Below are 21201 nucleotides of genomic sequence, written 5' to 3'. Positions count from 1 at the left end.
TGGAGTATGGCGATGAAAATCATGAAAACCGTTTCGATGTACGTCTCAATCGCGCTGATCGGGGCGTGTGTCACGTCGATGGTGGCAAGCGCCAGTGAACGAGGGCTGAATTTCAAAGGCGCGATGGTCAATGGCGGATGCGATGGCTTATCTGCTGCTGAACTTAATCAAGTCAGGCTCGATGGGGCGAGCGCCACCGGGCACGTCACTCGTGATGCCGGCCAGTCTCGTAACACTTGCGGCACGCAAAATGTCCCGCTGGAAGCGCGTTACGTCGAACTGTCATCTGTATCCTTTAAAGGTCACTCGGGTTTGGTTACGTTGACTTACCGATAACCCTCGGGCGTGGTTTGATCTGTCGCCTTCGTTCTAAGCCTCTCTAAAACTATTAACGCCAGCCGCGGGAAACACTAAGCGGCGGGCGTTTTTGCGCCTGCTTATCGGCAACTCGCACTTTCTGTTGACGGGCGGCTGACTCAAACAGTTGCCACCTTTGCGCACCCTATTTTAACTCGTGCACTCTACAGCCCGCGGTTTACGGGGTGGCTGGCGTTATCTGGCTTATTCCTACGGAAATGTCTGGCACTCGCCACTGTCGTTTCTGAGGTCTCTTAGTACCAATCCTGACAGCCGCTAAAAAGACATCCGCTTATAGTCTGCGGCGTCCACTGAGGGCACAGACGAATTAACACAAGGATTGTCGTTAGCATGAAAAAAGTATCTCTCTCTTTGGCCGTATTGGCTGCAATGGGCCTGGGTGTAGCAGGCAGCGCCAATGCCGCGAACAACGGAAAGCTGGTTCTTAACGGGACCCTCACCAACATCTCATGCGATGTCGGGGCTGGCAGTGGCGCCAGTGCTGGCAGTAATCCAGGCGAAATCAACGTTGATCTGGGCAACGTTTCCTTCTCCGACATCGGCCGTCCGGCCGCAAACAAGATCGAAACCGCTTCGCCGATTCAATTGCTGGTCAACTGCACGGCAGGTGCTGCGCAATACAACACCGTCAAAATGCGTTTCGTCGCCCGTCAGGGCAGCGGGCTCGACAACAGCGACCAGACATTGCTGCGTACCACTGGCGCGGCAGACGGCGTGGGCATCGCACTGCTCAACTCTTCGAGCCAGTTCATGGACTTGAGCGGCAACGAAACCATCGATGCTGCGCTGGTGCGTCAAGGCACCGATGGGGCGACCGCCGAACTCAATTTCTCTGCGGTGTATGCGCTCAACGGATCGAGCGCAGCGACCAATCCCGGTAACGCAGACGGCTTCCTGCCATTCGTGCTGGATTACGAGTAAGGCCACCGGACGGTGCGGGCATTGCTCGCCCCGTCTTCTTTTCGGAATCCAAGGCGAACGCCCTCATGTTCTCTATTTACCTTCGCAGTTTTGCCCTGTTGCTGGGTCTGACGCTGATGAACAACGTTCAGGCGGGCGTGGTGCTCAATACGACGCGAGTCATTTATCCGGCCAAGGACAAAGAAGTCAGTCTGGGTATTCACAACAGTGGTTCGGGGGAAATCCTCGCTCAGTCATGGCTTGAAACCGACGCTGAAAATACAGATCCAGGCGGCCTGCCGTTTGTGGTCACGCCCGCTCTGGCCAGAATGTCCGGCAACGCCAAACAGTTGGTACGGATCATTTATGCCGGCAGCGGACTACCGCAACACCGGGAATCGGTGTACTGGCTCAACGTTCAGGAAATTCCGCAAACCGCTGATGAGAATGTCCTGCAAATTGCGGTTCGACAGCGCATCAAGCTGTTCTTCCGTCCAGCCGGGCTGCCTGGGGACCCGCTGGAAGCGCCGGATAAACTGGAATGGCGCCTCATTGATGGCACGACGCTGGAAGTCAGTAATCCCGGGGCCTACCACGTGTCATTGATCCAGATTGGTTTGCAACGAGGAGCCACTCGTTTGCTTGATGAAGAAAGCCGAATGCTGGCGCCGTTGCAGCGGGTGAGATTCCCCCTTAAGCCCTCTGGAACAGGGGAGGCGGCAAACCTGAACTTCATCAGCATCAATGATTTTGGCGCTCAAGTGCCCTACCAGGCCGTCGTTTCCGCAGGACGCCTCAACCTGGCAACCCGGGCCTTCCCCCAACCTGAATAGCATTCTCGCTACTCGGGTTTTTTTGTTTTCCCCTTTTTGAGCCGGGTGCACCCGCTCTGACGTCGCGCGCTGGGCGAAAGGAATCGGCCGCGCACTGATACACCGAAATCGAGTGATACCTGCTAATGGAACGGCGAGAAAAATACAATAAAGGGCCGAGCCCTGATGTGGCGCCGGCTGGCCGACGACCTGACGAGCACTTTGATCAGCTCCCGGCGATTGCTGCCGCCATGCCGATGTTCATGGCAACGGCTGCCAGCCTGGCGCTGGTATTCCCGGGGGCTGCGATGGGCGATGAGACCGTTGTTCAAGCCGTTAAAGGCCAGCAGCCATCGGCTCACGTGCGATTCAACACCGCCTTCATTCAAGGCAGCGACCAACCGCCTGATCTCAAGGCATTTCTGGATGGCGCCAGTGTGGTGCCGGGCAGCTATCGCGTGGACGTCTTTATCAATCGGGCGTTGAGCGGTCGGCGGGATATTACGTTCAGCGCGAATCCGCTCACGGGGGTCATTGAGCCTTGTCTGACGCTGGACATGCTGATGCAGTTGGGTCTGGACACCCAGCGGCTGGACGGGGAAGTCGCAGGTCAGGCAACAGACGCTTGTTTCGATCTGCCGGCCAAGGTCGAGTTCGCGCACATAGACTATCAACCCAATAACCTGCGGCTCAATATCAGCGTGCCACAGGCGGTCATGTCCCGCAGCGCCAAGGGCTACGTCCCACCCGAGCTGTGGGATGAGGGCCAGACCACTGGCTTTATCAATTACAACTTCAACGGCTCGCGACGCAGTAATCGAGGGCAAACCGCCGATCAGTATTATCTGGGTCTGCGCAATGGTTTGAACCTCGGGGCGTGGCGCCTGCGCAATGAATCTTCCTTGGTGTATGGCGACGGACAACCTTATCGATTTCGCAGCAACCGGACCTTCGTCCAGCGCGACATGACTGCGCTCAGCAGCCAGTTGACGCTGGGCGAAATCTTCACCGATTCACAGGTGTTCGACAGCGTCAGGTTTCTCGGTGCCACCCTCGCATCGGACGAGGGCATGCTGCCCGACAGCCTGCGAACCTATGCGCCAACCATTCGAGGTATCGCGCAAACCAATGCCACCATCGAGGTTCGGCAAAACGGCTTCATGCTTTACAGCGGCAATGTTTCGCCTGGCCCGTTCGAGATATCGGATATCTACCCCAGTGGCTCCAACGGCGATCTGGAAGTGACTGTGATCGAAGCTGATGGGCGCAAGCGCGTGTTCATTCAAGCGTACGCCTCGTTGCCGATCATGGTCCCCGAAGGTGCAGTTCGTTACAGCCTTGCAGCCGGACAGTACGACAGCAACGAGGACAACGGCGCAGCGCCGCATTTCGCCAGCGGTACGCTGATTTATGGTCTGAGTGACCGGATCACCAGCTTTGGCGGGTTGCAGATGGCCGAGGCGTATCAGGCGGGCAATCTGGGTGCGGGCATCAACACCGGGTTTGGCGCGGTGTCGGCGGACGTCACTCATTCGATCAGCCAGCAGCGCGAGCAGACCCGCAGTGGACAAAGCGTGCGTCTGCGCTACGCCAACACGCTGGCATTGACCCAGACAACCCTGGCAGTGGCGGGTTATCGCTACTCGACGGACCAGTACCGAACGTTCGACGAGCACGTCGATGAACTGAGCGCCCGTGTGGACCGTTACGGTTATGGCCGCGCCAAGGATCGACTGGAACTCAACGTCACCCAGGCCTTGCCGGATGTTTCGGGTTCGCTGACGTTGACCGGCTCCGAGCAGCGTTATTGGGACATGCCGGGCAAAACCCGGCAGCTGTATGTGTCCTACAACGCCAGCTGGCATTCGCTCAGTTACAACCTGTCGGTGGAGCGCAATCATACCTTCGACCGAGGCGGGCAGAGCGAAACCGACAATCGCGTCGCGCTGACCCTCAGCTTTCCACTGGGTAGCAATCCGGGCGCATCGCGGGTGTCCTTCAACGCTGTGCGTGACAGCGCAGGCGATTACAACGCACAGGCAGGAGTCAACGGACAGTTCTTCGAAGATCGCGACACGTTTTATTCGGTTCAGGCCGGACAGGACAACCGCTCCGGCTCATCGGGTTTTGGCAAGCTCAACACTACAACCCAGTACGGGCGCTTTGACGCAGGCTACGGTCAAGGCGCGCAGTACAAAGCATTTTCTGTGGGCGCAGCGGGCTCGGTGGTGGCGCACGCCGGAGGCGTCAATCTGGGGCAGACGCTGGGGGAAACTTTCGCGTTGATTCAGGTGAAGGATGTGGGTGGCGCCAGGCTCACCAACTACAGCAATGTGCAGACAGCGAGCAATGGCTACGCGGTTTTGCCCTATGCCCAGCCCTATAGGACTAACTGGATCAGTCTGGATACACGCCAACTGGGCGCCGATGTCGAGCTGGAGAATGCCGTGACGCAGATAGTCCCACGTCGCGGCGCCATGCCATTAGTGACGTTCAAGGCCGCCGTTGGACGCCGCGTGCAATTTGAGCTGGTGCGCGCCGATGGCAGCAAATTGCCTCTGGGCGCAGTGGTTGAAGATGGTCAAGGCAAGGTGCTCGCGGCAGTCGATCCCACCAGTCGCGCGCTGGTGCTCAGTGATGAAGATCATGGCGTGCTCAAGGTCAGTTGGTCCGATCAGCAGTGCAGTGCTGCGTACAGTCTGCCGCCCAGAGATCCGTCGCGCGCCTATGAACGGCTCAAGCTGGTGTGCCAGTGACGTGGCTTAAAACGGTCGGCGCGCTGTGTTTGGGCATGATGTTCAGTGGGGACGGCTTGGCGGCGGTTTCGCTGGCGGGGACGCGCCTGATCTTTGACGGCCGGGATCGAGAAGTCAGCATTCAGGCAAGCAATGGCGGTGCTAAAGAGCTGCTGTTGCAAGCGTGGCTCAGTGCTGCCGATGAGCTGGCCAGGCCTGAAGAACTGCCCTTTGTTGTCACCCCGCATCTGGTGCATTTACCTGCGCAGGGCAAGCAGTCGTTACGTCTGCTGTACGAGGGCGTGGGCATGCCTGTGGAGCGTGAGTCCCTGTTGCACCTTTACGTGATGGAAATCCCCCGGCGCAGCGACGCACAACAGCAACTCACGATTGCGGTGCGTCAGCGGATCAACGTGTTTTATCGACCACCAGGGTTGAGGGGGAATCCGGCTGATGCTGCGCAGCAGTTGTTATGGCACCAGGTGCACGAGCCGGGTGGAGAAGTCCGTCTGCACGTGCGCAATCCCACGGCGTTTCACGTGTCGCTGCTGGCCTTGCAACTCGATGGCCTGCAAATCAGGGATGACTGGCTGATCAAGCCTGGCGAAGCGACGTCCGTGCCGCTTGCCGGTGACGGACACGCAACGCGGCTGTCGTTCAAGGCGCTGACTGATTACGGCGGCCAGCGTGCGTATTGCGCGCAGTTGACCGACAGCGGGCCTGAGGCTGCGCGATTGATGACAGGGACACCGAATTCAGTGATAGGGAAATGTTGAGTATGAGTACGTCTTTTTTGACCTTGCGAGCCTTCTTTTCCGGGCTTGTACTGTTGCTTGCTTCTGTTGGAGCCATGGCCATGACTTGCAAAACGCAAGGATCGGGGGAAGCGATTATCCGAGCCGACCTTGGCAGCTCGGTTGCAATCCCTGCTGCGCTTGCCGATGGCGCTGTGGTCTGGCGATCCGAACGCCTGAACGTCGCGGTCGTGTGTGCCAAGGATGGTCAGTTGGGGATCGCCGAGGAAGTATCTATTTATCTCAATCCCGAGAATCTTCAGGTGGGGCAGGGCATCCGCGCAGGGCTGACGCTCAATGGCGTGGACCATGTGCAAAGTCAGGGACGCATCGGCACCCAGCAAATTTTGCCGGCATGCCAGGAGGAAGAATCGAACATCGGCGCGTGTCCAACGGTCAGCTTCAATTTGCCGTTTTCGGTATTCATCCAGAAATTTGGCCCAACCCCGCCCTCTGGTGCCGCGAGCGACTTGCTGGATTATCGAATGTTTCAGCTCGACAGCGCGTTGGGCCTGAACCCCTTTCCCGGCAACAACCTCAATTACGTCATCAATAATCTGACGGGGCTGCGGTTCATTGCCTGTGACGCCGAGCTGCGCGTGATGCCCGAGGTCGTGGAGTTCGGGCAGGTCGCTATCAGAGATGTGCGGGTTGGCAAGGTTGCCGATTTTCGCCGCTTTGCCCTGGCCACCAGTCGGACATGCGATTCGCCGTTCAGCCTGGATGCGCGTTTTACCCCGGTGTCCGGCGTGTTGTCTGGCGAGGTGTTGGTACCGGTCAACAATAAGAGTGTCGGTATCCGTATCGTTCCGGCTCAGGGCGGCAAGCCGTTTCCCTACAACGAGCCCTTTCACCTGAACGACTTGCTGGGTGGCAACTATTCGGCAACGGCGGACTTTAACGCCGAGTTGCTCTGGCAAACGGAAACGCCGACGCCAGGGCCCTTCGAAGCGGAAGTGATGGTGGATTTGTTCTACAAGTGAGCCCGCAGGCAAGACCCGATGAGAGGGCGTGCGCCGACAGGCAGGCGCTGGGGGATTGAGGTATGCTGCGCGGCCTTTTGGGTGTTAGCCCGTTTCTTGTCGACCGTTCCCCGTCTTTTGGAGCTTTCATGACCACTTCTGAACATACGCCTGCTCCCGAGACCGTCGACAACGCGGCATCGGTAACCCCAGACAAAGCCGACATCCCCGCCTTCAGCTTTCCCTTCAAACCCGGCGAGCTGTTGCAAGCCAAGAAGGATCAGGGCTGGTATCAGAAAGGCGGCAAGTCCAATCACGAGAAACGCCCAGGCGCTGCGCCGGCAGGCACTCGCCGGTCGATGGGTAAGCGCTGAGATTCAGCGCGGTCTGTAGGAGCGAACTTGTTCGCGAGGCGGTTTACGTTTGTCTCGCCAACAAGTTGGCTCCTACAGTCCCCAACCAGTTCACCCTTCTTTGCGAAAACTCTCCCGATACTGCGTCGGCGTTACGCCCAGCCGCTGGCCGAAGATAAGGCGCATGCGCGCGGCGCTGCCGAATCCGCAGTGATACGCCACAGCTTTGATCACCATGTCGCTGCCTTCCAGCAGATGCCGAGCGGCATCGATTCGTGCGCGCTGCACGAATTCGGCCGGGGTGATTTTGGCGTCGCGGGCAAAGATCCGCGCAAAGCTGCGTGGGCTCATGGACACCACTTCGGCCAGACGTTCGACTGAAAACGGCTCGCCAATATGCTCCATGACATAGCGCTGAATCTCCGCCACGGGCGAGTCGTCTTCAGCCGACGCCGTGAGGTACGGGCTGAATTGCGATTGCCCGCCCTGACGCTGGGCAACCACTAACAGACGCTTGGCCACGGCCAGAGAAACTGCCGCGCCGTGATCTTGAGCGACCAGCGCCAGAGCCATGTCGATACCGGCGGTGACTCCCGCCGACGTCACCAGCGCACCGTCGCGTACATAAATTCGATCCGGCTCCACCTGCGCCAGCGGGAATTGATCGGCCAACTGTTGCGCGTGGCTCCAATGAGTTGCTGCCTGCTTGCCATCGAGCAACCCGGCATGGCCGAGAATAAAGGCGCCGGTACAAATCGAGCCGTAGCGCTCGGCATTCGGGACCGCTGCAGTGAGCCAGGCCGTTATCTTCGGCATCGCCTGGGATTCCGGGAGCAGCGGGCCGCCCGGCACCAGCACCACATCAAACTCAACTGGCGCATCGTCGATTTCATACTGCGCGCCCAACTGCATGCCATTGGAGGCAAGAATGGGATACGGCGCCGCACCGATGGTGACGATGCGATAACCGTCCTGCGCAGGCACGAATCGGTTGGCCTCGGCGAACACATCCAGCGGCCCGGCAACGTCCAGCGACTGCACATTGGGAAACAGCACGATCGCGACGCTCTTCATCGACCAGCCTCAGGCGCTTTGCAGAGGGATGAACATATAGCCCAACGGCTCGCCTGTCTCCAGTTGTGCGCCAGCATCGCGCAGGGTGTTTTCAACCTCGTCACCCACCACGCGAAAACGCCAGTCATGCGATGAAGCAACAGGGTTGTGGGCGGTTTGCCCGGTCGCGGCAATGAACGCATTCATGTCCGGCAGATAAGCCACAAAGCCGTTGCCCTTGAGTGCAGTGGTTCGAATGCCCAGCGTGGCGCAGATGGCTTCCTTGCGCGCGATGTCATCGCGGTCGGCTTGCCGTGACTGCTCAATGAGCGCCATCAACGTGTGATCGACCAGCGCGTTGCCCACGATCAGCTCCGGTCCTTGGGTCCACGCCTCGGGCGGGCAGTCCTTGGCTTCCGGGCGCAACGGAATGTGTGGATTGATTTCCATCGGATAAATCCGACACACCAGAGGGCGACGTTCGTAGATGCGGCAGAGATCCTGGGCGTCAAGATTTCGGCAACGTCCGGCATTGAAGGCCGCGAAAGTAATGGCGACGTGAGCATCAGCCAAACCGCTTTTCACCGGTTGCGAACGGCGAGTTGCGTGAGTGAGTTGTTCTGTCGAGACGCCGTAGCCATCAGCCATGAACGCTTCGGTCAGTACAATCAGCGAACCGCCGTCGGCCGCCCACTGTATGGCTTCACTGAGTGTGAGGGGGACGTGGTGATCGGTGCAGCACTTGCCGCACCCCACGCAGGAAAACTGAGTATCCATTGAGATAAATAACCCGACTGCACCTGAATCAAGAACTCGGATAAAACGCTGGCAATCTGTCACGGCCAAGGGTTTTCCGATATGGATCAGGATGTGCAGCAAGTTATGCGCCAGTCACAGCGAGGGGCGCTGTGACTGTGTAGTTAGAGAGCGCCAGTCGTTACTTTTTAGGCAATGTGGTCAGGTTGTCCCACTCGGTGCTGACGGCTTTCTTGGTCTTGCGATCGTAAAGACACAGCTCTGTGCCGGTCTTGTTCTTCATGAACGCCTGTTTGTACTGGCCTGTTATCAGCAGAGCGTTGTACCCAACGGTGTCGTCGAACAACGCAGAAGTGCCAGCAGGTTTGGCGTTTTTCAGTTGGCTGGCTTTGACACAGCTATCGATGACGGCCTTGTCCAGCGCGTTCCATGCTTGGGTGCTGGAGGCATTTGCCTGGCTTGCGAATCCGGCCAGGGCAAGTAATAGGGCAGTGGTGGTCTTCATGTGAATCTCCATGGGGGGCGTTGTCCTGTAAGGGTGACAACCGGATTAGAGTCCCTCAGACCGAATCCAGTTCGCTGCGCCGCACATATTCCATGCCGACCCGCTCATACAAACGTCTGGCGGTGAGATTGCTTTCCATGACCTTAAGATCCACATGAAGCTCTCGCCGTTGGTAAAACGCGCTGAAGGCGTGCTCGAGCAAGCGCTTACCAACACCGCAGCCCTGTGCGCGAGGGTGCACCACCAGATTGCGAATGAAGGCGCTGGTCCAGCATTGCGCGACAGCCACGATGCCTACGCCGTCCTCGACCGCGAACATCAGATGCCGATCAAACTCAGGGTCTGTTTCGAACCCGTTGAGCCAAGTGTGGAGGTCTGCTACCCGACCGCCGCCGTGCTGGCGACCGAGTACCAATAACTGGTGAATTCGGGCTGCGTTGTCCGCAGTCAGCGTCGCGACCCGCAGTGACGCGGGCCATTGGACCTTCTCGGGTGCTTGCGAAAGGTCCTTGCGCATCAGCCAGTAATGGCTTGCGGAGGCATCGTCTGCGGCGGGCGTCAGATGCCCTGTGCTTCTACCGTACGCGCGGCTTCGATCAAACATCGTGTCAGCTCTGGTGAGGAAAACTTGGTCAACACAGCGTTCGCGCCCGCCGCATTGGCTTTTTCGGCATTCATCGCGCTGTCCAGAGAAGTGTGCAGCAGAACGTACAGCTCTTGGAAGTCAGGCGTTTCGCGTAGCGTGCGTGTGAAAGCGTATCCATCCATTTCAGACATTTCGATATCCGACACCACCACGTTGATCTGCGCGTCGGTGCCTTGCAGTTCCAGCAGTTGATCAATCGCCTCCTTGGCACTGCGCGCGGTATGGCATTCGACGCCCAGGCTGCGCAGCGTAATCACCGATTGCTGCAGCGCAACCTGACTGTCATCGACCACCAGAATCCGTGCTTTTGCCAACACTTTGGCGTCTTTTGCGCTGAGTTCGGCAGGTTCTGAGGTAACCCGCGCAGGGGCTATGCCGTGGATGACTTTCTCAATATCCAGCACCTGCACCAGGGTGCCATCCACTTGGGTCACACCCGTGATAAATGAGCGATTGCCAGCGCCGAAGGGTGGCGGGCGAATATCCGTAGTCAGGCAATGGACGATTTTGCTCACCGCCTGCACGTGCAAACCCTGCTTGGAGCGACTGACATCGGTGACGATCAGACAGCCGCCATTGGGATCTTCCAAAGGACGCTCGCCAATGGCCCGGCTGAGGTCGATAACCGATAAGGCAGTGCCGCGCAGCGTGGCGACGCCTTTAACGTGCGGGTGTGATTCCGGCAATCGGGTCAGGGGAGGGCAGGGGATGATTTCGCTGACTTTGAGCAGGTTGATCGCCATCAACTTGCCGCTGCGCAATGTGAATAGCAGAAGCGAAAGTGAATCTGCGCGGACATTTGTGGACATAGGAGCCTTCTGACATGAGTTGTTGGCTGCACGCGGCGGCAAACAGCTTTCGATGACGGGTTATCGACTTGAGCAGGTCAGGCTTTAACGGTTTTAGTGTTGCACCTTTTCAAGTACTGCCTTTCAGGGGGCAGTGATGGTGTCGAAAAGACTAATTCATGTCTAAATGACTGCTTTTGTACTTTGGTCAAAATGACGATCAACTTCTAACTATCTGAAAGATAAGGAAATAAAGCGTGGCACGCTTTTTGATACAGGCCATTTAACTTTTTCAGCCCTTCACGTCAGGAGTTAGCCATGTTGAATGCCCAGGATCGTGCCATCGTCAAAGCCACCGTTCCACTGCTCGAAAGCGGCGGTGAGGCGTTGACCACCCATTTTTACAAAATGCTGCTCAAGGAACATCCCGAGGTCCGCCCGATGTTCAATCAGGCGCACCAGAGCAGCGGCGATCAGCCTCGTGCGTTGGCCAACGGCGTGCTGATGTACGCCCGTCATATCGACCAGCTTGAGCAGTTGGGCGATCTGGTCGCCAAAATCATCAACAAGCACATCGCCCTGCAAATTCTTCCAGAACACTATCCGCTGGTCGGCGGCTGTTTGTTGCGAGCAATCTCTGAGGTGTTGGGCAGTGAAATTGCCACCCCTGAAGTTATCGATGCCTGGGGTCGCGCCTATCAGCAGTTGGCGGACATCCTGATCGGCGCCGAAAAAACCATCTACGACGAAAAAGAGCTTGCCGTGGGTGGCTGGCGCGGGCCGCGTGAATTCAAGATCGCCAACAAAGTCCGGGAGAGCGCGGAAATCACGTCCTTCTACTTCGCACCGGCCGATGGCAAAGCGATTCTGGATTTCACCGCTGGTCAGTACATCGGCATGCAGCTGTTTGTCGATGGCGAGGAGATACGTCGCAATTACTCGCTGTCAGCGCTGGCTGGCAACAATCAGTACCGCATCAGCGTCAAGCGCGAACCTGGTGGCCGTGCGTCGAACTTTCTCCACGACAAAATGGACATCGGCGACAGCATCAACCTGTTCACACCGTCCGGCGAGTTCACCCTGGCCCATAACAATAAGCCGCTGGTGCTGATCAGTGGCGGCGTGGGTATCACTCCGACGCTGGCTATGCTGGAAGCTGCGTTGTTGACCGAGCGTCCGATTCACTTCATCCACTGCGCTCGTAACGGTGGGGTGCATGCGTTTCGCGACTGGGTTGAAGACCTGGCCAGCAAGCACCCGCAGCTCAAGCGCTTTTACTGCTACGGCGAAGACGACGGTGTGAGCCCGGCAGCCCATGCCGTTGGTCTGCTGGATCAGGCGCGTCTTGAGCAATGGCTGCCCGAGGATCGTGATCTTGACGCGTATTTTCTTGGGCCAAAGGGCTTCATGGCCGTGGTGAAGCGCCAGCTAAAGGCTGCGGGTGTTCCGGAGAGTCAGAGCCGCTTCGAATTCTTCGGTCCGGCGTCTGCGCTGGAGTGATCCATAGCGCGCCGTCCTGCGGCAATACGCCGCACGCTTCTATATATATAGAAGCGTATTATTTTGGTGTGGCGTCTGATCGCTGGAAACACGTAGCAACTCTTTCAGACGCTCCAGAAATTTATAGCCTTTGGGCCTCCTGACAATCAGAGATTGCGGAGCCCGGTAGTCCGTGTCTGTTGCCATTTGGCGTCCAAATCATTCCGTATGGCGCAGATCGATTGAGTTGCTATGCACCGACCCCGATGATCGCGCCCCGGCGCGGGATTGCGTGGCGGTGTTAAGCTCTCGTCCCGTTTGGGCATCGAGCCCCGGTACGCATGGACTTCCTTTCAAAGGGTATGTGAATGATCGACAACACGTTTTATCTGCGACGCGAAAAACAGTTTCTGGTTTTGCTCGGTATTGTTTGCCTCGCCTTGATCGGCGGCGCTTTGTACATGCAGGTAGTGCTCGGTGAGGCGCCGTGCCCACTGTGTATCCTGCAGCGGTATGCATTGCTGTTCATCGCAATCTTCGCGTTTATCGGCGCCGCGATGCCTGGAAGGGTTGGCGTCACGATCTGCGAAGTGTTGGTGACGTTGAGCGCAGTGGGCGGGATTGTTGCAGCGGGGCGTCATGTTTACATCCAGACCCACCCGTCCGAGAGCTGCGGTATTGACGTACTGCAGCCGATCGTTGATGGGTTGCCTCTGGCTTCGATGTTTCCGCTGGGATTTCAGGTAGGCGGTTTCTGCGAGACGCCATATCCGCCAGTTCTCGGATTGTCTCTGGCGCAATGGGCGCTGATTGCATTCGTTTTGACAGTAATCCTTGTTCCGGCTGGAATTATCCGGAACCGCCGAAAAGCTCGATGATTACAAAGTGTTGCGTGCGTATTCGCCCCGAATCCATTAAGAAAACCGGGGCAGGCAGGTGTTTTTCAGGCGTGATTTACAGCCGCATTTTTACAGATTAAGAAATTAACTGTTGCGCGATAAGTCATAGTCAATAAAACTTTACGTATCTACAATCGCCCCCACTTAACGCCAGCGAGCTTAACTGCTAGCGGAAAATGAGGTCAGAAAGCGCGTTTGCGCTGCTGTAGACGCCATTTTGGACGGCCTCATGAATCAAATTCAGAATGTCTGCGCCAAAAGGAATTGGTCTGCGAAGGCCTTTGCCACCATTCGAATAAGAAACCACAGCTAAACCCGGATTTGTTACGAGGCTCCCAGCTTCATGACAGGCCCCTGTTCAATCCAAAAAATTTGCCAGCACCTGGCAGGGTGAAGTGTTGGCGGTCGAAACCCAACTGCGATGCGAAAGCTGCTTTTAGAGGTCGTGAGATGAGTAAAAAAAGGTACCCCAGGTTTTTTGGTTTCTTGGCGCTTTTCAGCATGCTCCTGCTCAGCGGGTGCGATTACACCTTGCTGGACCCCAAGGGCCATGTCGGCATCCAAGAGCGTGACCTGATTGTCACTGCTACGTTGCTGATGTTGCTGGTGGTCGTTCCGGTCATTTTCATGACCATCATCTTCGCCTGGAAATACCGCGCGACGAACAAGGCCGCGACCTACACGCCTGACTGGGCGCATTCAACCAAGATCGAACTTGTGATCTGGCTGGTGCCTCTGGCGATCATCATCGTGCTGGGTTACATCACCTACACCTCGACTCACGCGCTGGACCCTTACCGTCCGCTCGAGTCCGACGTGAAGCCGATCACTATTGAAGTCGTCGCGCTGGACTGGAAGTGGTTGTTCATCTATCCAGAACAGGGCATCGCTACCGTCAACAAAATCGTGTTCCCGGCCAATACGCCGGTCAATTTCCGCATCACCTCTGATTCGGTCATGAACTCGTTCTTTATCCCTGCACTGGGTGGCCAGATCTACGCGATGGCCGGCATGCAGACGAAGCTGCACTTGATCGCTAACGAAAACGGCGAGTTCGATGGCATCTCCGCGAACTATAGCGGCGCAGGCTTCACCGGTATGAAGTTCAAGGCAAATGCAACATCTCAGGCTGATTTCGACGCCTGGGTTGCCGATGTCAAGAATTCACCTAAACAGCTGGCAACGGCTGAATACGCTGCATTGGCCAAACCTAGCGAACGGAACCCCGTTGAACTCTACTCCACGGTCACTCCTAACCTGTTCCAGATCATCATCGACAAGTATGAAGGTATGAAACCGGGCAAGGTTGTCCACGAGAAGAAAGAAGTGGCCGGTATGGAAGGGATGGACATGGGCAAGCAATCAGCTGCTGGGGCAGAGGAGTAAACGATGTTTGGTAAATTAACTCTAGATGCGATTCCGTTCCACGAACCGATAGTCATGATCACGATCGCCATGATCGCTATCGGTGGTTTGGCGGTATTCGGTCTGATCACGTATTTCAAGAAGTGGACTTACCTGTACACCGAATGGTTGACCTCAGTCGACCACAAGAAAATCGGTGTCATGTACATCATTATCGCAATGGTCATGCTGCTGCGCGGTTTTGCCGACGCCATCATGATGCGTTCGCAGCTGGCACTTTCCACCGAAGGCTCACCGGGCTATCTGCCGCCTGAGCACTATGACCAGATCTTCACCGCTCACGGTGTGATCATGATCATCTTCATGGCAATGCCATTCTTCACCGGCCTCATGAACATTGTTCTGCCTCTGCAGATCGGTGCGCGTGACGTTGCGTTCCCGTTCCTGAACTCCTTGAGCCTGTATCTGCTGATCTCCGGCGTGATCCTTGTCAACGTGTCTCTGGGTGTCGGCGAATTCGCACGTACCGGTTGGGTAGCCTATCCGCCTCTGTCCGAGCTGGGCTACAGCCCGGGCGTGGGTGTTGATTACTACATCTGGGCTCTACAGCTATCAGGACTCGGAACAACGCTCACCGGGGTTAACTTCCTCGTGACTGTTCTGAAGATGCGTGCACCTGGCATGAAGCTGATGGACATGCCGATCTTCACCTGGACCTGCACCTGGGCAAACGTTCTGATCGTGGCTTCGTTCCCGATCCTGACTGCAACCCTGGCATTGCTGACCCTTGACCGTTACATGGACTTCCACATTTTCACGAACGAATTGGGTGGTAACCCGATGATGTACGTGAACCTGTTCTGGGCTTGGGGTCACCCTGAGGTTTACATCCTCGTGTTGCCGGCTTTCGGGGTTTTCTCCGAGGTTATCTCTACGTTCACCGGCAAGCGCCTGTTCGGCCACCATTCGATGATCTACGCCAGTGGCGCGATCACCGTTCTGGGCTTCATGGTCTGGCTGCACCACTTCTTCACCATGGGTTCGGGGGCGAGCGTCAACGCCTTCTTTGGCTTGGCGACGATGCTGATTGCCATCCCGACGGGTGTAAAACTGTTTAACTGGCTATTCACGATCTACCAGGGCCGTCTGCGCTTTACCGCGCCAGTGCTTTGGACCCTGGGCTTCATGGTGACCTTCTCGATCGGCGGCATGACCGGCGTTCTGTTGGCTATCCCGGGCGCTGACTTCGTGCTGCACAACAGCCTGTTCGTGATCGCTCACTTCCACAACGTGATCATTGGCGGTGCGGTCTTCGGTTACATCGCAGGCTTCGCGTTCTGGTTCCCTAAAGCGTTCGGCTTCACGCTGAACGAGAAGTGGGGCAAGGCAGCGTTCTGGTTCTGGATCTCCGGTTTCTACGTGGCCTTCATGCCACTGTACGCACTGGGCTTCATGGGCATGACCCGTCGTCTGAACACCACCGACAACCCGGACTGGACTCCGTATCTGCACATCGCCTTCTACGGCGCCGTGCTGATCGCAATCGGCATCGCCTGCCAATTGATCCAGATCTACGTGAGTATTCGTGACCGCGAGCAAAACCGCGATCTGACCGGTGACCCGTGGAATGCCCACACACTGGAATGGTCCACCTCGTCGCCACCGCCGTTCTACAACTTCGCAGAAATGCCGAAGGCTGAAGAAATCGACGCATTCTATGCGGCCAAGCGTGACGGTGAAGCGTACAAGGTTCCGGCTCACTATTCGGACATCCACATGCCGAATAACACCGCGAGCGGCATGATCATTGGCATGCTGTTGACCGTGTTTGGTTTCGCGATGATCTGGCACATCTGGTGGCTGGCAATCGTAGGTCTGGGTGGCGCTATCGTGTACTTCATCATCCATGCATCACGTGACGACCAGGGCTATATGGTTCCTGCTTCGGAAGTGGCACGCATCGAAGGCGAACAACACAAGATCCTCGCCTCGGTCCGCAATGCCCAGGCAAACACTCCTGTCAACAAGCTGGAGCAGGCATAAACAATGTCCAACTTAGTATTTGAAGGTGCTAAAGGTCATGACCAAAGTCATGACCATGCCCACGATCATCACGACGCCGGCGAGATGAAAATCTTCGGCTTCTGGATCTACCTGATGACGGACTGCATTCTGTTTGCGTCGATCTTCGCCGCTTACGCAGTGCTGGTTAACAACGTTGCAGGCGGTCCATCGGGCCACGATATTTTCGAACTGCCGTACGTGCTTGCTGAAACGGCGTGCCTGTTGCTTAGCTCCATCACCTACGGCTTCGCCATGCTGGCGATGCACAAGGGTAACAAGGCGGGCGTTCTGGGTTGGTTGTTCGTAACCTTCCTGTTCGGTCTGGGCTTCATCGGCATGGAAATCAACGAGTTCCACATGTTGATCTCCGAAGGCTACGGTCCTAACCGCAGCGGCTTCCTGTCGGCGTTCTTTACGCTGGTCGGCACCCACGGTGTGCACGTCACCAGTGGTCTGATCTGGATGGCAGTCATGATGTATCAAGTCCAGAAGCATGGCCTGACGCCTGGCAACGCCACGCGCCTGAGCATGCTCAGCCTGTTCTGGCACTTCCTGGACGTGGTCTGGATCTGTGTGTTCACCGTTGTCTACCTGATGGGGACCATTTAAATGGCAAATTCACATCAACACGCTGACGACGCCCATGCAGGCCACGGCAGCATGAAGAGCTACATGATCGGCTTTGTACTGTCGATCATCCTGACCGCGATTCCGTTTGGTCTGGTAATGGTTCCGACTCTGTCTAAAGTCGCGACCCTCTGGATCGTGCTGGTTTTCGCGGTGGTTCAGGTCCTGGTTCACCTGGTGTACTTCCTGCACCTGGACCGCTCGGCGGCGCAGCGTAACAACGTGGTCGCCTTTGCCTTTGCGGGCCTGGTCATCTTCCTGCTGGTTGGCTTGTCGGTCTGGATCATGTTCAGCATCCACACCGCCATGATGGCGCACTGAGGGAACCCCTGATGTCACTGAAGCACTTTATCCAAATCACCAAACCGGGGATCATTTTCGGTAACGTGCTTTCGGTGGCAGGTGGCTTTTTTCTGGCTTCCAAAGGGCATGTCGACTTCGGGCTGTTTCTGGCAGCGATGATTGGCACTTCATTGGTGGTCGCGTCCGGGTGCGTTTTCAACAATTGCATCGATCGCGATATCGACGTGAAGATGGAGCGCACCAAGAACCGCGTGCTGGTTCAGGGGTTGGTTTCCCTGAACATGGCGCTGCTGTTCGCGACTGTGTTGGGTGTTGTCGGTGTTGGCCTGCTGTACACCAAGGCCAACCCGTTGGCAGCATTGTTCGCAGTGATCGGGTTTGTGATTTACGTCGGCTTCTACAGCCTGTACCTCAAGCGCAAATCGGTTCACGGCACGTTGGTCGGCAGTTTGTCGGGGGCAATGCCTCCAGTGATCGGCTACGTGGCAGTGAGCAATTCTTTCGACCTGGCTGCCCTGACCTTGCTGGTTATGTTCAGCCTGTGGCAGATGCCTCACTCCTACGCGATCGCGATCTTCCGCTTCAATGATTACCTGGCTGCTTCGATTCCGGTTCTGCCGGTCAAGCGTGGCATCCGGGTCGCCAAGCTGCACATCCTGATCTACATCCTCGCATTCCTGCTGGCGACGCTGATGTTGACGTTCGGTGGTTACGCCGGCCTCAACTACCTGGCCGTTGCTGCCGCCATGGGCATGTACTGGTTGTACATGGCCTGGACAGGCTACAAGGCCAAAGATGATGTTGTCTGGGCACGTAAGCTGTTCGTGTTCTCGATCTTCACCATCACGGCGCTGAGTGTGGCAATGTCGCTGGATTTTCAGGTAACTAAGGAGCTGCTGGTCACTTACGCAGCGCCTTGATTGCTCTGATCTGAAACACCAAAACCCCGTCATTCGAAAGAACGACGGGGTTTTTTATTGTCTGTTTTACGCGACGGAGGGGCCATGTATGTAGGCTTGCTCCTACTTGCCGGCGAATCTGCCCATGACAAAGCCCCTTGGTTTGCAGCATCATGTATTCGTTATGTATCAGGATTGTCGCCAACGTGCGTCATCCAGTCGCCTCGCTATACAAAAACGAATTATGACTGACCAAAAAACTTCAGGATTTGCGCAAGCAACAGATTCGATGCCTCTCGTGTCGATCATTGCGCCCTGCTATAACGCGGAAAAGTACCTGGAAGCCGCGCTCGACAGCATTTTCTCGCAGGACTACGGCAACTTTGAAGTGATCATCGTTGACGATGGATCGACTGATAAAAGCGTTGCCATGCTTCAAGCGCTTCAAGACAAGTACGATTTTCAGCTTTACACCCATCCCAATCAGGGCGTTAGCGCAACGCTCAACCTGGGGCTGAAATATGCCAAGGGCGTATACGTCTCAACCCCGGATCTTGATGACATCATGCTCCCGTCCTCTGTGCGTATTCGCGCGCAATATCTGGACGAACACCCAGAGGTTGGGTGCGTCGGGGCGTTGATCGTCTATATGGACAGCGATGGCAATGACACAAAAACCCAGAAGCTCGACGGGATCAAAGCGCTGAGCTTTGACGATATCCTGGCTGACGCGCTGGTGGTGGGCGCTCCGGTTTCGCTGTACCGCATGGCCGCGCTCAAGGCCGCCGACTTCTATGATCCCGAGATCAGGGTTCAGGATTTCCAGATAACTCTTCGAATCGCGTATCAGGGCTTTGGGGTGCATGTTCTGCCCGTAAGCGTTACTCGCTACCGGCGGCATCCCAACAACTTGTCGCGCCGTTACAAAGTCCTGCTCGATGCGGACCTGCGCACCATCGCTCCGTATCAGGCGCATCCGGCGTATAGCAGGGCGCTCACGGCTATTATCAACAAGGCGTTGAAATATGCGGTCGTGACTGACAAGAAGCACGCCTGGAGCCTCCTGCGCTCGATTCCGATTCGCCAGTTCAACAAAACCACCTTGCGTCGGTTCAAGCGCCTGCTTTTGCACCGTCAGCGCAGTTGATAGTTCGTCACCTGCGCCCTGAATTCCCTTCGGACTCGTCAATGAATTTCCTCGAACTGCTCAAAGCGCGTAAAACCCGAAAGCGATTGCGTCAAATGGACAAGCTTGAAAGAGCTGCGGAAAAAATCCGGCTGCGTTACCCCGACTATGAGGTGGGCGTCGGTACGTATGGGATTCCGGAGGTTTTCGAGTTTGGCGACAAAACAATTCTGCGTGTGGGGTCCTACACCTCTATCGCTGCCGGGGTGCGCATCTTGTTGGGAGGTGAGCACCGCACCGACTGGCTTACCACCTATCCCTTTCCCGCAATGATGGATGGCCTTGAGGACATCAGGGATTACGCGCCGAGCAAAGGCGATGTAGTGATTGGCAGCGATTGCTGGATTTGTGCTGATGCGATGATTCTTTCAGGCGTCACCGTTGGGCATGGTGCGATCGTCGCCGCAGGCGCCGTCGTGACTCGTGACGTTGCCCCGTTCGCGGTGGTTGGGGGCAATCCTGGAAAATTCATCCGCTGGCGTTTCGACGAAGAACTGCGTCAGCGGCTGCTGAGCGCCGCTTGGTGGGACTGGCCCATGGAGGAGGTCAAATCCGTGGCTCGGATGCTTTCAGGGTCTGATATGGATGCATTTCTGGCGTATATCGATGCGCGACCAGTCCCGATCGCAGCCGAACAGACTGCCACTCAGTCTGTCATTCAGTAGGGGCTGTCTTCTGCGTCTCTAGCGTGGCCTCCTTCGCAGGGCCGAGCACAATAGCCAGGTGGCGCAGGTCTTCAATCACGACGCTAAAGCTTTTCCCGGATGGGCTTGCCACCAGCGTACCCAGGGCGAATACGGTGAAGAAACGCACCTCATCGGCGTGGCTGAGTAATTCGCTGATATAGCGTGCAGAGCGATAGGCCTGCATCTGCGCAGGTGACACGTACAGCGTCGCCAGTTTGCCCTGCAGCCGATCGAAGAATTTGAATTTGAAACCCGCCCCGTAGCGTTCCACCAGTCCGCCGCCGTACAGCACGCGGCGCTCATCACCCGGCTGCGCGAATTTGATATGACGGAAATACGCGCGCAGGGTGGTTTCGCCTTGGCCAGGTATGCGCAGCGTTAAAAGGCTGAATTCTTCTTTCGACAGTTGGGCTTGTGCCTGGCGAAAACTGTCGACCAGTCGTTCGAAATTATTAGTGCGGGTTTCACTATGTTTTGCCTGTTTGAGCGCGTCAGGCGTTGGTGGAACGGTTTGTGGTTCGACTGTCCGAACCTTGTCTGGAATCGCAGGTGAGGGCCCCGGCTTAGCCTTCTCTTTGATCGATGGATCGAAGACATCGATATAGTCGTCCAGCTTGCGCTTGGCTTTACGCAGCGCGCTTTGATTCTCGGTTTCGCCCGCGACCTCGGCGTCCTCAATAGCGTCCTCATCCACCCACTCGCACTCGGCGGTATGTTCGTAATTGGGATTGGCGCGGAAATGCGCAGCGACGAAGGTCGGGTTTTCCTGCGGCTTCACGTCATATCGCACGCCCGTGATCTTAACCCCGTGTTCACGGCACGCCTCAGTCGAACACAAAAAGCTGAACCGCGTGCGTGGCGGCTCCTGCGAAAAATACTCCCGCCGCGCCGCCACGATCGACAACTCGGCCTGCAACTCGACACAAAACGCGCGGGTGATGCTTTTGCTGGTCTTCATGGGATGCGTCGAGTCCGTGTCGAAGGTTTGAGAAATGAATGGCGAAGCGCGGC

At 56.8% G+C, this 21201-nt stretch carries 22 protein-coding genes; 16 read left to right on the top strand and 6 right to left on the bottom strand.

Annotated features, from left to right (window positions below; genetic code table 11):
* The first annotated feature begins 12 nt into the window (after positions 1-12).
* The 7 genes from ACWKWM_RS12790 (at position 13) to ACWKWM_RS12760 (ending at position 6955) form a co-directional block, all read left to right on the top strand.
* Complete coding sequence (locus ACWKWM_RS12790) at positions 13-336, top strand: hypothetical protein (protein ID WP_483846483.1); 324 nt, start codon at positions 13-15, stop codon at positions 334-336.
* A 372-nt stretch (positions 337-708) separates the two neighbouring features.
* Complete coding sequence (locus ACWKWM_RS12785; protein ID WP_483846482.1) at positions 709-1299, top strand: fimbrial protein; 591 nt, start codon at positions 709-711, stop codon at positions 1297-1299.
* Between the two features lie 65 nt (positions 1300-1364).
* Entirely contained in the window at positions 1365-2111 is a 747-nt protein-coding gene (locus tag ACWKWM_RS12780) for a fimbrial biogenesis chaperone (RefSeq protein ID WP_483846481.1), read from the top strand.
* Between the two features lie 287 nt (positions 2112-2398).
* Entirely contained in the window at positions 2399-4846 is a 2448-nt protein-coding gene (locus tag ACWKWM_RS12775) for a fimbria/pilus outer membrane usher protein (protein WP_483846503.1), read from the top strand.
* A complete protein-coding gene (locus tag ACWKWM_RS12770; RefSeq protein ID WP_483846480.1) occupies positions 4843-5601 on the top strand; it encodes a fimbrial biogenesis chaperone in 759 nt (252 codons plus the stop codon). The genes ACWKWM_RS12775 and ACWKWM_RS12770 overlap by 4 nt, the downstream gene beginning before the upstream one ends.
* A gap of 2 nt (positions 5602-5603) precedes the next feature.
* On the top strand, positions 5604-6602 hold the full coding sequence (locus tag ACWKWM_RS12765; RefSeq protein ID WP_483846479.1) for a fimbrial protein: 999 nt from the start codon (positions 5604-5606) through the stop codon (positions 6600-6602).
* A gap of 128 nt (positions 6603-6730) precedes the next feature.
* On the top strand, positions 6731-6955 hold the full coding sequence (locus ACWKWM_RS12760; RefSeq protein WP_483846478.1) for a hypothetical protein: 225 nt from the start codon (positions 6731-6733) through the stop codon (positions 6953-6955).
* 90 nt (positions 6956-7045) lie between these two features.
* On the opposite strand, the gene ACWKWM_RS12755 is transcribed toward ACWKWM_RS12760, so the two are convergent.
* The 5 genes from ACWKWM_RS12755 to ACWKWM_RS12735 all read right to left on the bottom strand — a co-directional run bounded on the left by ACWKWM_RS12755 (position 7046) and on the right by ACWKWM_RS12735 (position 10703).
* A complete protein-coding gene (locus ACWKWM_RS12755) occupies positions 7046-8008 on the bottom strand; it encodes a GlxA family transcriptional regulator (protein ID WP_483846477.1) in 963 nt (320 codons plus the stop codon).
* Positions 8009-8017: 9 nt separating this feature from the next.
* A complete protein-coding gene (locus tag ACWKWM_RS12750; RefSeq protein ID WP_483846476.1) occupies positions 8018-8764 on the bottom strand; it encodes a YkgJ family cysteine cluster protein in 747 nt (248 codons plus the stop codon).
* A 160-nt stretch (positions 8765-8924) separates the two neighbouring features.
* A complete protein-coding gene (locus ACWKWM_RS12745; RefSeq protein ID WP_483846475.1) occupies positions 8925-9248 on the bottom strand; it encodes a hypothetical protein in 324 nt (107 codons plus the stop codon).
* A 55-nt stretch (positions 9249-9303) separates the two neighbouring features.
* The gene (locus ACWKWM_RS12740) at positions 9304-9765 is read right to left on the bottom strand and encodes a GNAT family N-acetyltransferase (protein ID WP_483846502.1); all 462 of its coding nucleotides are present in this window, start codon (positions 9763-9765) and stop codon (positions 9304-9306) included.
* Positions 9766-9806: 41 nt separating this feature from the next.
* On the bottom strand, positions 9807-10703 hold the full coding sequence (locus tag ACWKWM_RS12735; RefSeq protein WP_483846474.1) for a chemotaxis protein CheW: 897 nt from the start codon (positions 10701-10703) through the stop codon (positions 9807-9809).
* A gap of 297 nt (positions 10704-11000) precedes the next feature.
* Between ACWKWM_RS12735 and hmpA the strand changes: the two genes are divergently transcribed.
* The 9 genes from hmpA (at position 11001) to ACWKWM_RS12690 (ending at position 20169) form a co-directional block, all read left to right on the top strand.
* Complete coding sequence (hmpA, locus tag ACWKWM_RS12730; RefSeq protein WP_483846473.1) at positions 11001-12182, top strand: NO-inducible flavohemoprotein; 1182 nt, start codon at positions 11001-11003, stop codon at positions 12180-12182.
* A 347-nt stretch (positions 12183-12529) separates the two neighbouring features.
* Entirely contained in the window at positions 12530-13039 is a 510-nt protein-coding gene (locus ACWKWM_RS12725; RefSeq protein WP_483846472.1) for a disulfide bond formation protein B, read from the top strand.
* Positions 13040-13510: 471 nt separating this feature from the next.
* Positions 13511-14446 (top strand): ubiquinol oxidase subunit II, encoded by a 936-nt coding sequence (gene cyoA, locus ACWKWM_RS12720; protein WP_483846471.1) that lies wholly within the window; start codon positions 13511-13513, stop codon positions 14444-14446.
* Positions 14447-14449: 3 nt separating this feature from the next.
* Complete coding sequence (cyoB, locus tag ACWKWM_RS12715) at positions 14450-16468, top strand: cytochrome o ubiquinol oxidase subunit I (RefSeq protein ID WP_483846470.1); 2019 nt, start codon at positions 14450-14452, stop codon at positions 16466-16468.
* A 3-nt stretch (positions 16469-16471) separates the two neighbouring features.
* Positions 16472-17098, top strand: a complete 627-nt coding sequence (locus tag ACWKWM_RS12710) for a cytochrome o ubiquinol oxidase subunit III (RefSeq protein WP_483838884.1) — start codon at positions 16472-16474, stop codon at positions 17096-17098.
* Complete coding sequence (gene cyoD, locus ACWKWM_RS12705) at positions 17099-17437, top strand: cytochrome o ubiquinol oxidase subunit IV (RefSeq protein WP_483838883.1); 339 nt, start codon at positions 17099-17101, stop codon at positions 17435-17437. It abuts the gene before it with no gap.
* 11 nt (positions 17438-17448) lie between these two features.
* A complete protein-coding gene (gene cyoE / locus ACWKWM_RS12700) occupies positions 17449-18339 on the top strand; it encodes a heme o synthase (protein ID WP_483838882.1) in 891 nt (296 codons plus the stop codon).
* Positions 18340-18562: 223 nt separating this feature from the next.
* Positions 18563-19465 (top strand): glycosyltransferase family 2 protein, encoded by a 903-nt coding sequence (locus ACWKWM_RS12695; RefSeq protein WP_483846501.1) that lies wholly within the window; start codon positions 18563-18565, stop codon positions 19463-19465.
* Positions 19466-19506: 41 nt separating this feature from the next.
* Entirely contained in the window at positions 19507-20169 is a 663-nt protein-coding gene (locus ACWKWM_RS12690) for a CatB-related O-acetyltransferase (protein ID WP_483846469.1), read from the top strand.
* On the opposite strand, the gene ACWKWM_RS12685 is transcribed toward ACWKWM_RS12690, so the two are convergent.
* On the bottom strand, positions 20159-21148 hold the full coding sequence (locus tag ACWKWM_RS12685; protein ID WP_483846468.1) for an ATPase: 990 nt from the start codon (positions 21146-21148) through the stop codon (positions 20159-20161). The two genes, ACWKWM_RS12690 and ACWKWM_RS12685, sit on opposite strands and share 11 nt — an antisense overlap.
* Positions 21149-21201: the final 53 nt, after the last annotated feature.

This window comes from Pseudomonas rosaeacicularis, from assembly GCF_057128745.1.
The sequence above is the reverse complement of the archived record's forward strand: the minus strand, read 5'-3'. Positions and strand labels throughout refer to the sequence as shown.

Excerpts from the sequence above, each read along its gene's own strand:
- ACWKWM_RS12785 (WP_483846482.1), top strand. The coding sequence starts at position 709 with ATGAAAAAAGTATCTCTCTCTTTGGCCGTATTGGCTGCAATGGGCCTG.
- ACWKWM_RS12690 (WP_483846469.1), top strand. The coding sequence starts at position 19,507 with ATGAATTTCCTCGAACTGCTCAAAGCGCGTAAAACCCGAAAGCGATTG.
- ACWKWM_RS12725 (WP_483846472.1), top strand. The coding sequence starts at position 12,530 with ATGATCGACAACACGTTTTATCTGCGACGCGAAAAACAGTTTCTGGTT.
- ACWKWM_RS12685 (WP_483846468.1), bottom strand. The coding sequence starts at position 21,148 with ATGAAGACCAGCAAAAGCATCACCCGCGCGTTTTGTGTCGAGTTGCAG.
- cyoD (WP_483838883.1), top strand. The coding sequence starts at position 17,099 with ATGGCAAATTCACATCAACACGCTGACGACGCCCATGCAGGCCACGGC.
- ACWKWM_RS12695 (WP_483846501.1), top strand. The coding sequence starts at position 18,563 with ATGACTGACCAAAAAACTTCAGGATTTGCGCAAGCAACAGATTCGATG.
- ACWKWM_RS12780 (WP_483846481.1), top strand. The coding sequence starts at position 1,365 with ATGTTCTCTATTTACCTTCGCAGTTTTGCCCTGTTGCTGGGTCTGACG.
- ACWKWM_RS12765 (WP_483846479.1), top strand. The coding sequence starts at position 5,604 with ATGAGTACGTCTTTTTTGACCTTGCGAGCCTTCTTTTCCGGGCTTGTA.
- ACWKWM_RS12760 (WP_483846478.1), top strand. The coding sequence starts at position 6,731 with ATGACCACTTCTGAACATACGCCTGCTCCCGAGACCGTCGACAACGCG.
- ACWKWM_RS12710 (WP_483838884.1), top strand. The coding sequence starts at position 16,472 with ATGTCCAACTTAGTATTTGAAGGTGCTAAAGGTCATGACCAAAGTCAT.
- ACWKWM_RS12745 (WP_483846475.1), bottom strand. The coding sequence starts at position 9,248 with ATGAAGACCACCACTGCCCTATTACTTGCCCTGGCCGGATTCGCAAGC.
- ACWKWM_RS12755 (WP_483846477.1), bottom strand. The coding sequence starts at position 8,008 with ATGAAGAGCGTCGCGATCGTGCTGTTTCCCAATGTGCAGTCGCTGGAC.
- cyoB (WP_483846470.1), top strand. The coding sequence starts at position 14,450 with ATGTTTGGTAAATTAACTCTAGATGCGATTCCGTTCCACGAACCGATA.
- ACWKWM_RS12735 (WP_483846474.1), bottom strand. The coding sequence starts at position 10,703 with ATGTCCACAAATGTCCGCGCAGATTCACTTTCGCTTCTGCTATTCACA.
- cyoE (WP_483838882.1), top strand. The coding sequence starts at position 17,449 with ATGTCACTGAAGCACTTTATCCAAATCACCAAACCGGGGATCATTTTC.
- ACWKWM_RS12740 (WP_483846502.1), bottom strand. The coding sequence starts at position 9,765 with ATGCGCAAGGACCTTTCGCAAGCACCCGAGAAGGTCCAATGGCCCGCG.
- ACWKWM_RS12750 (WP_483846476.1), bottom strand. The coding sequence starts at position 8,764 with ATGGATACTCAGTTTTCCTGCGTGGGGTGCGGCAAGTGCTGCACCGAT.
- ACWKWM_RS12790 (WP_483846483.1), top strand. The coding sequence starts at position 13 with ATGAAAATCATGAAAACCGTTTCGATGTACGTCTCAATCGCGCTGATC.
- ACWKWM_RS12775 (WP_483846503.1), top strand. The coding sequence starts at position 2,399 with ATGGGCGATGAGACCGTTGTTCAAGCCGTTAAAGGCCAGCAGCCATCG.
- hmpA (WP_483846473.1), top strand. The coding sequence starts at position 11,001 with ATGTTGAATGCCCAGGATCGTGCCATCGTCAAAGCCACCGTTCCACTG.
- cyoA (WP_483846471.1), top strand. The coding sequence starts at position 13,511 with ATGAGTAAAAAAAGGTACCCCAGGTTTTTTGGTTTCTTGGCGCTTTTC.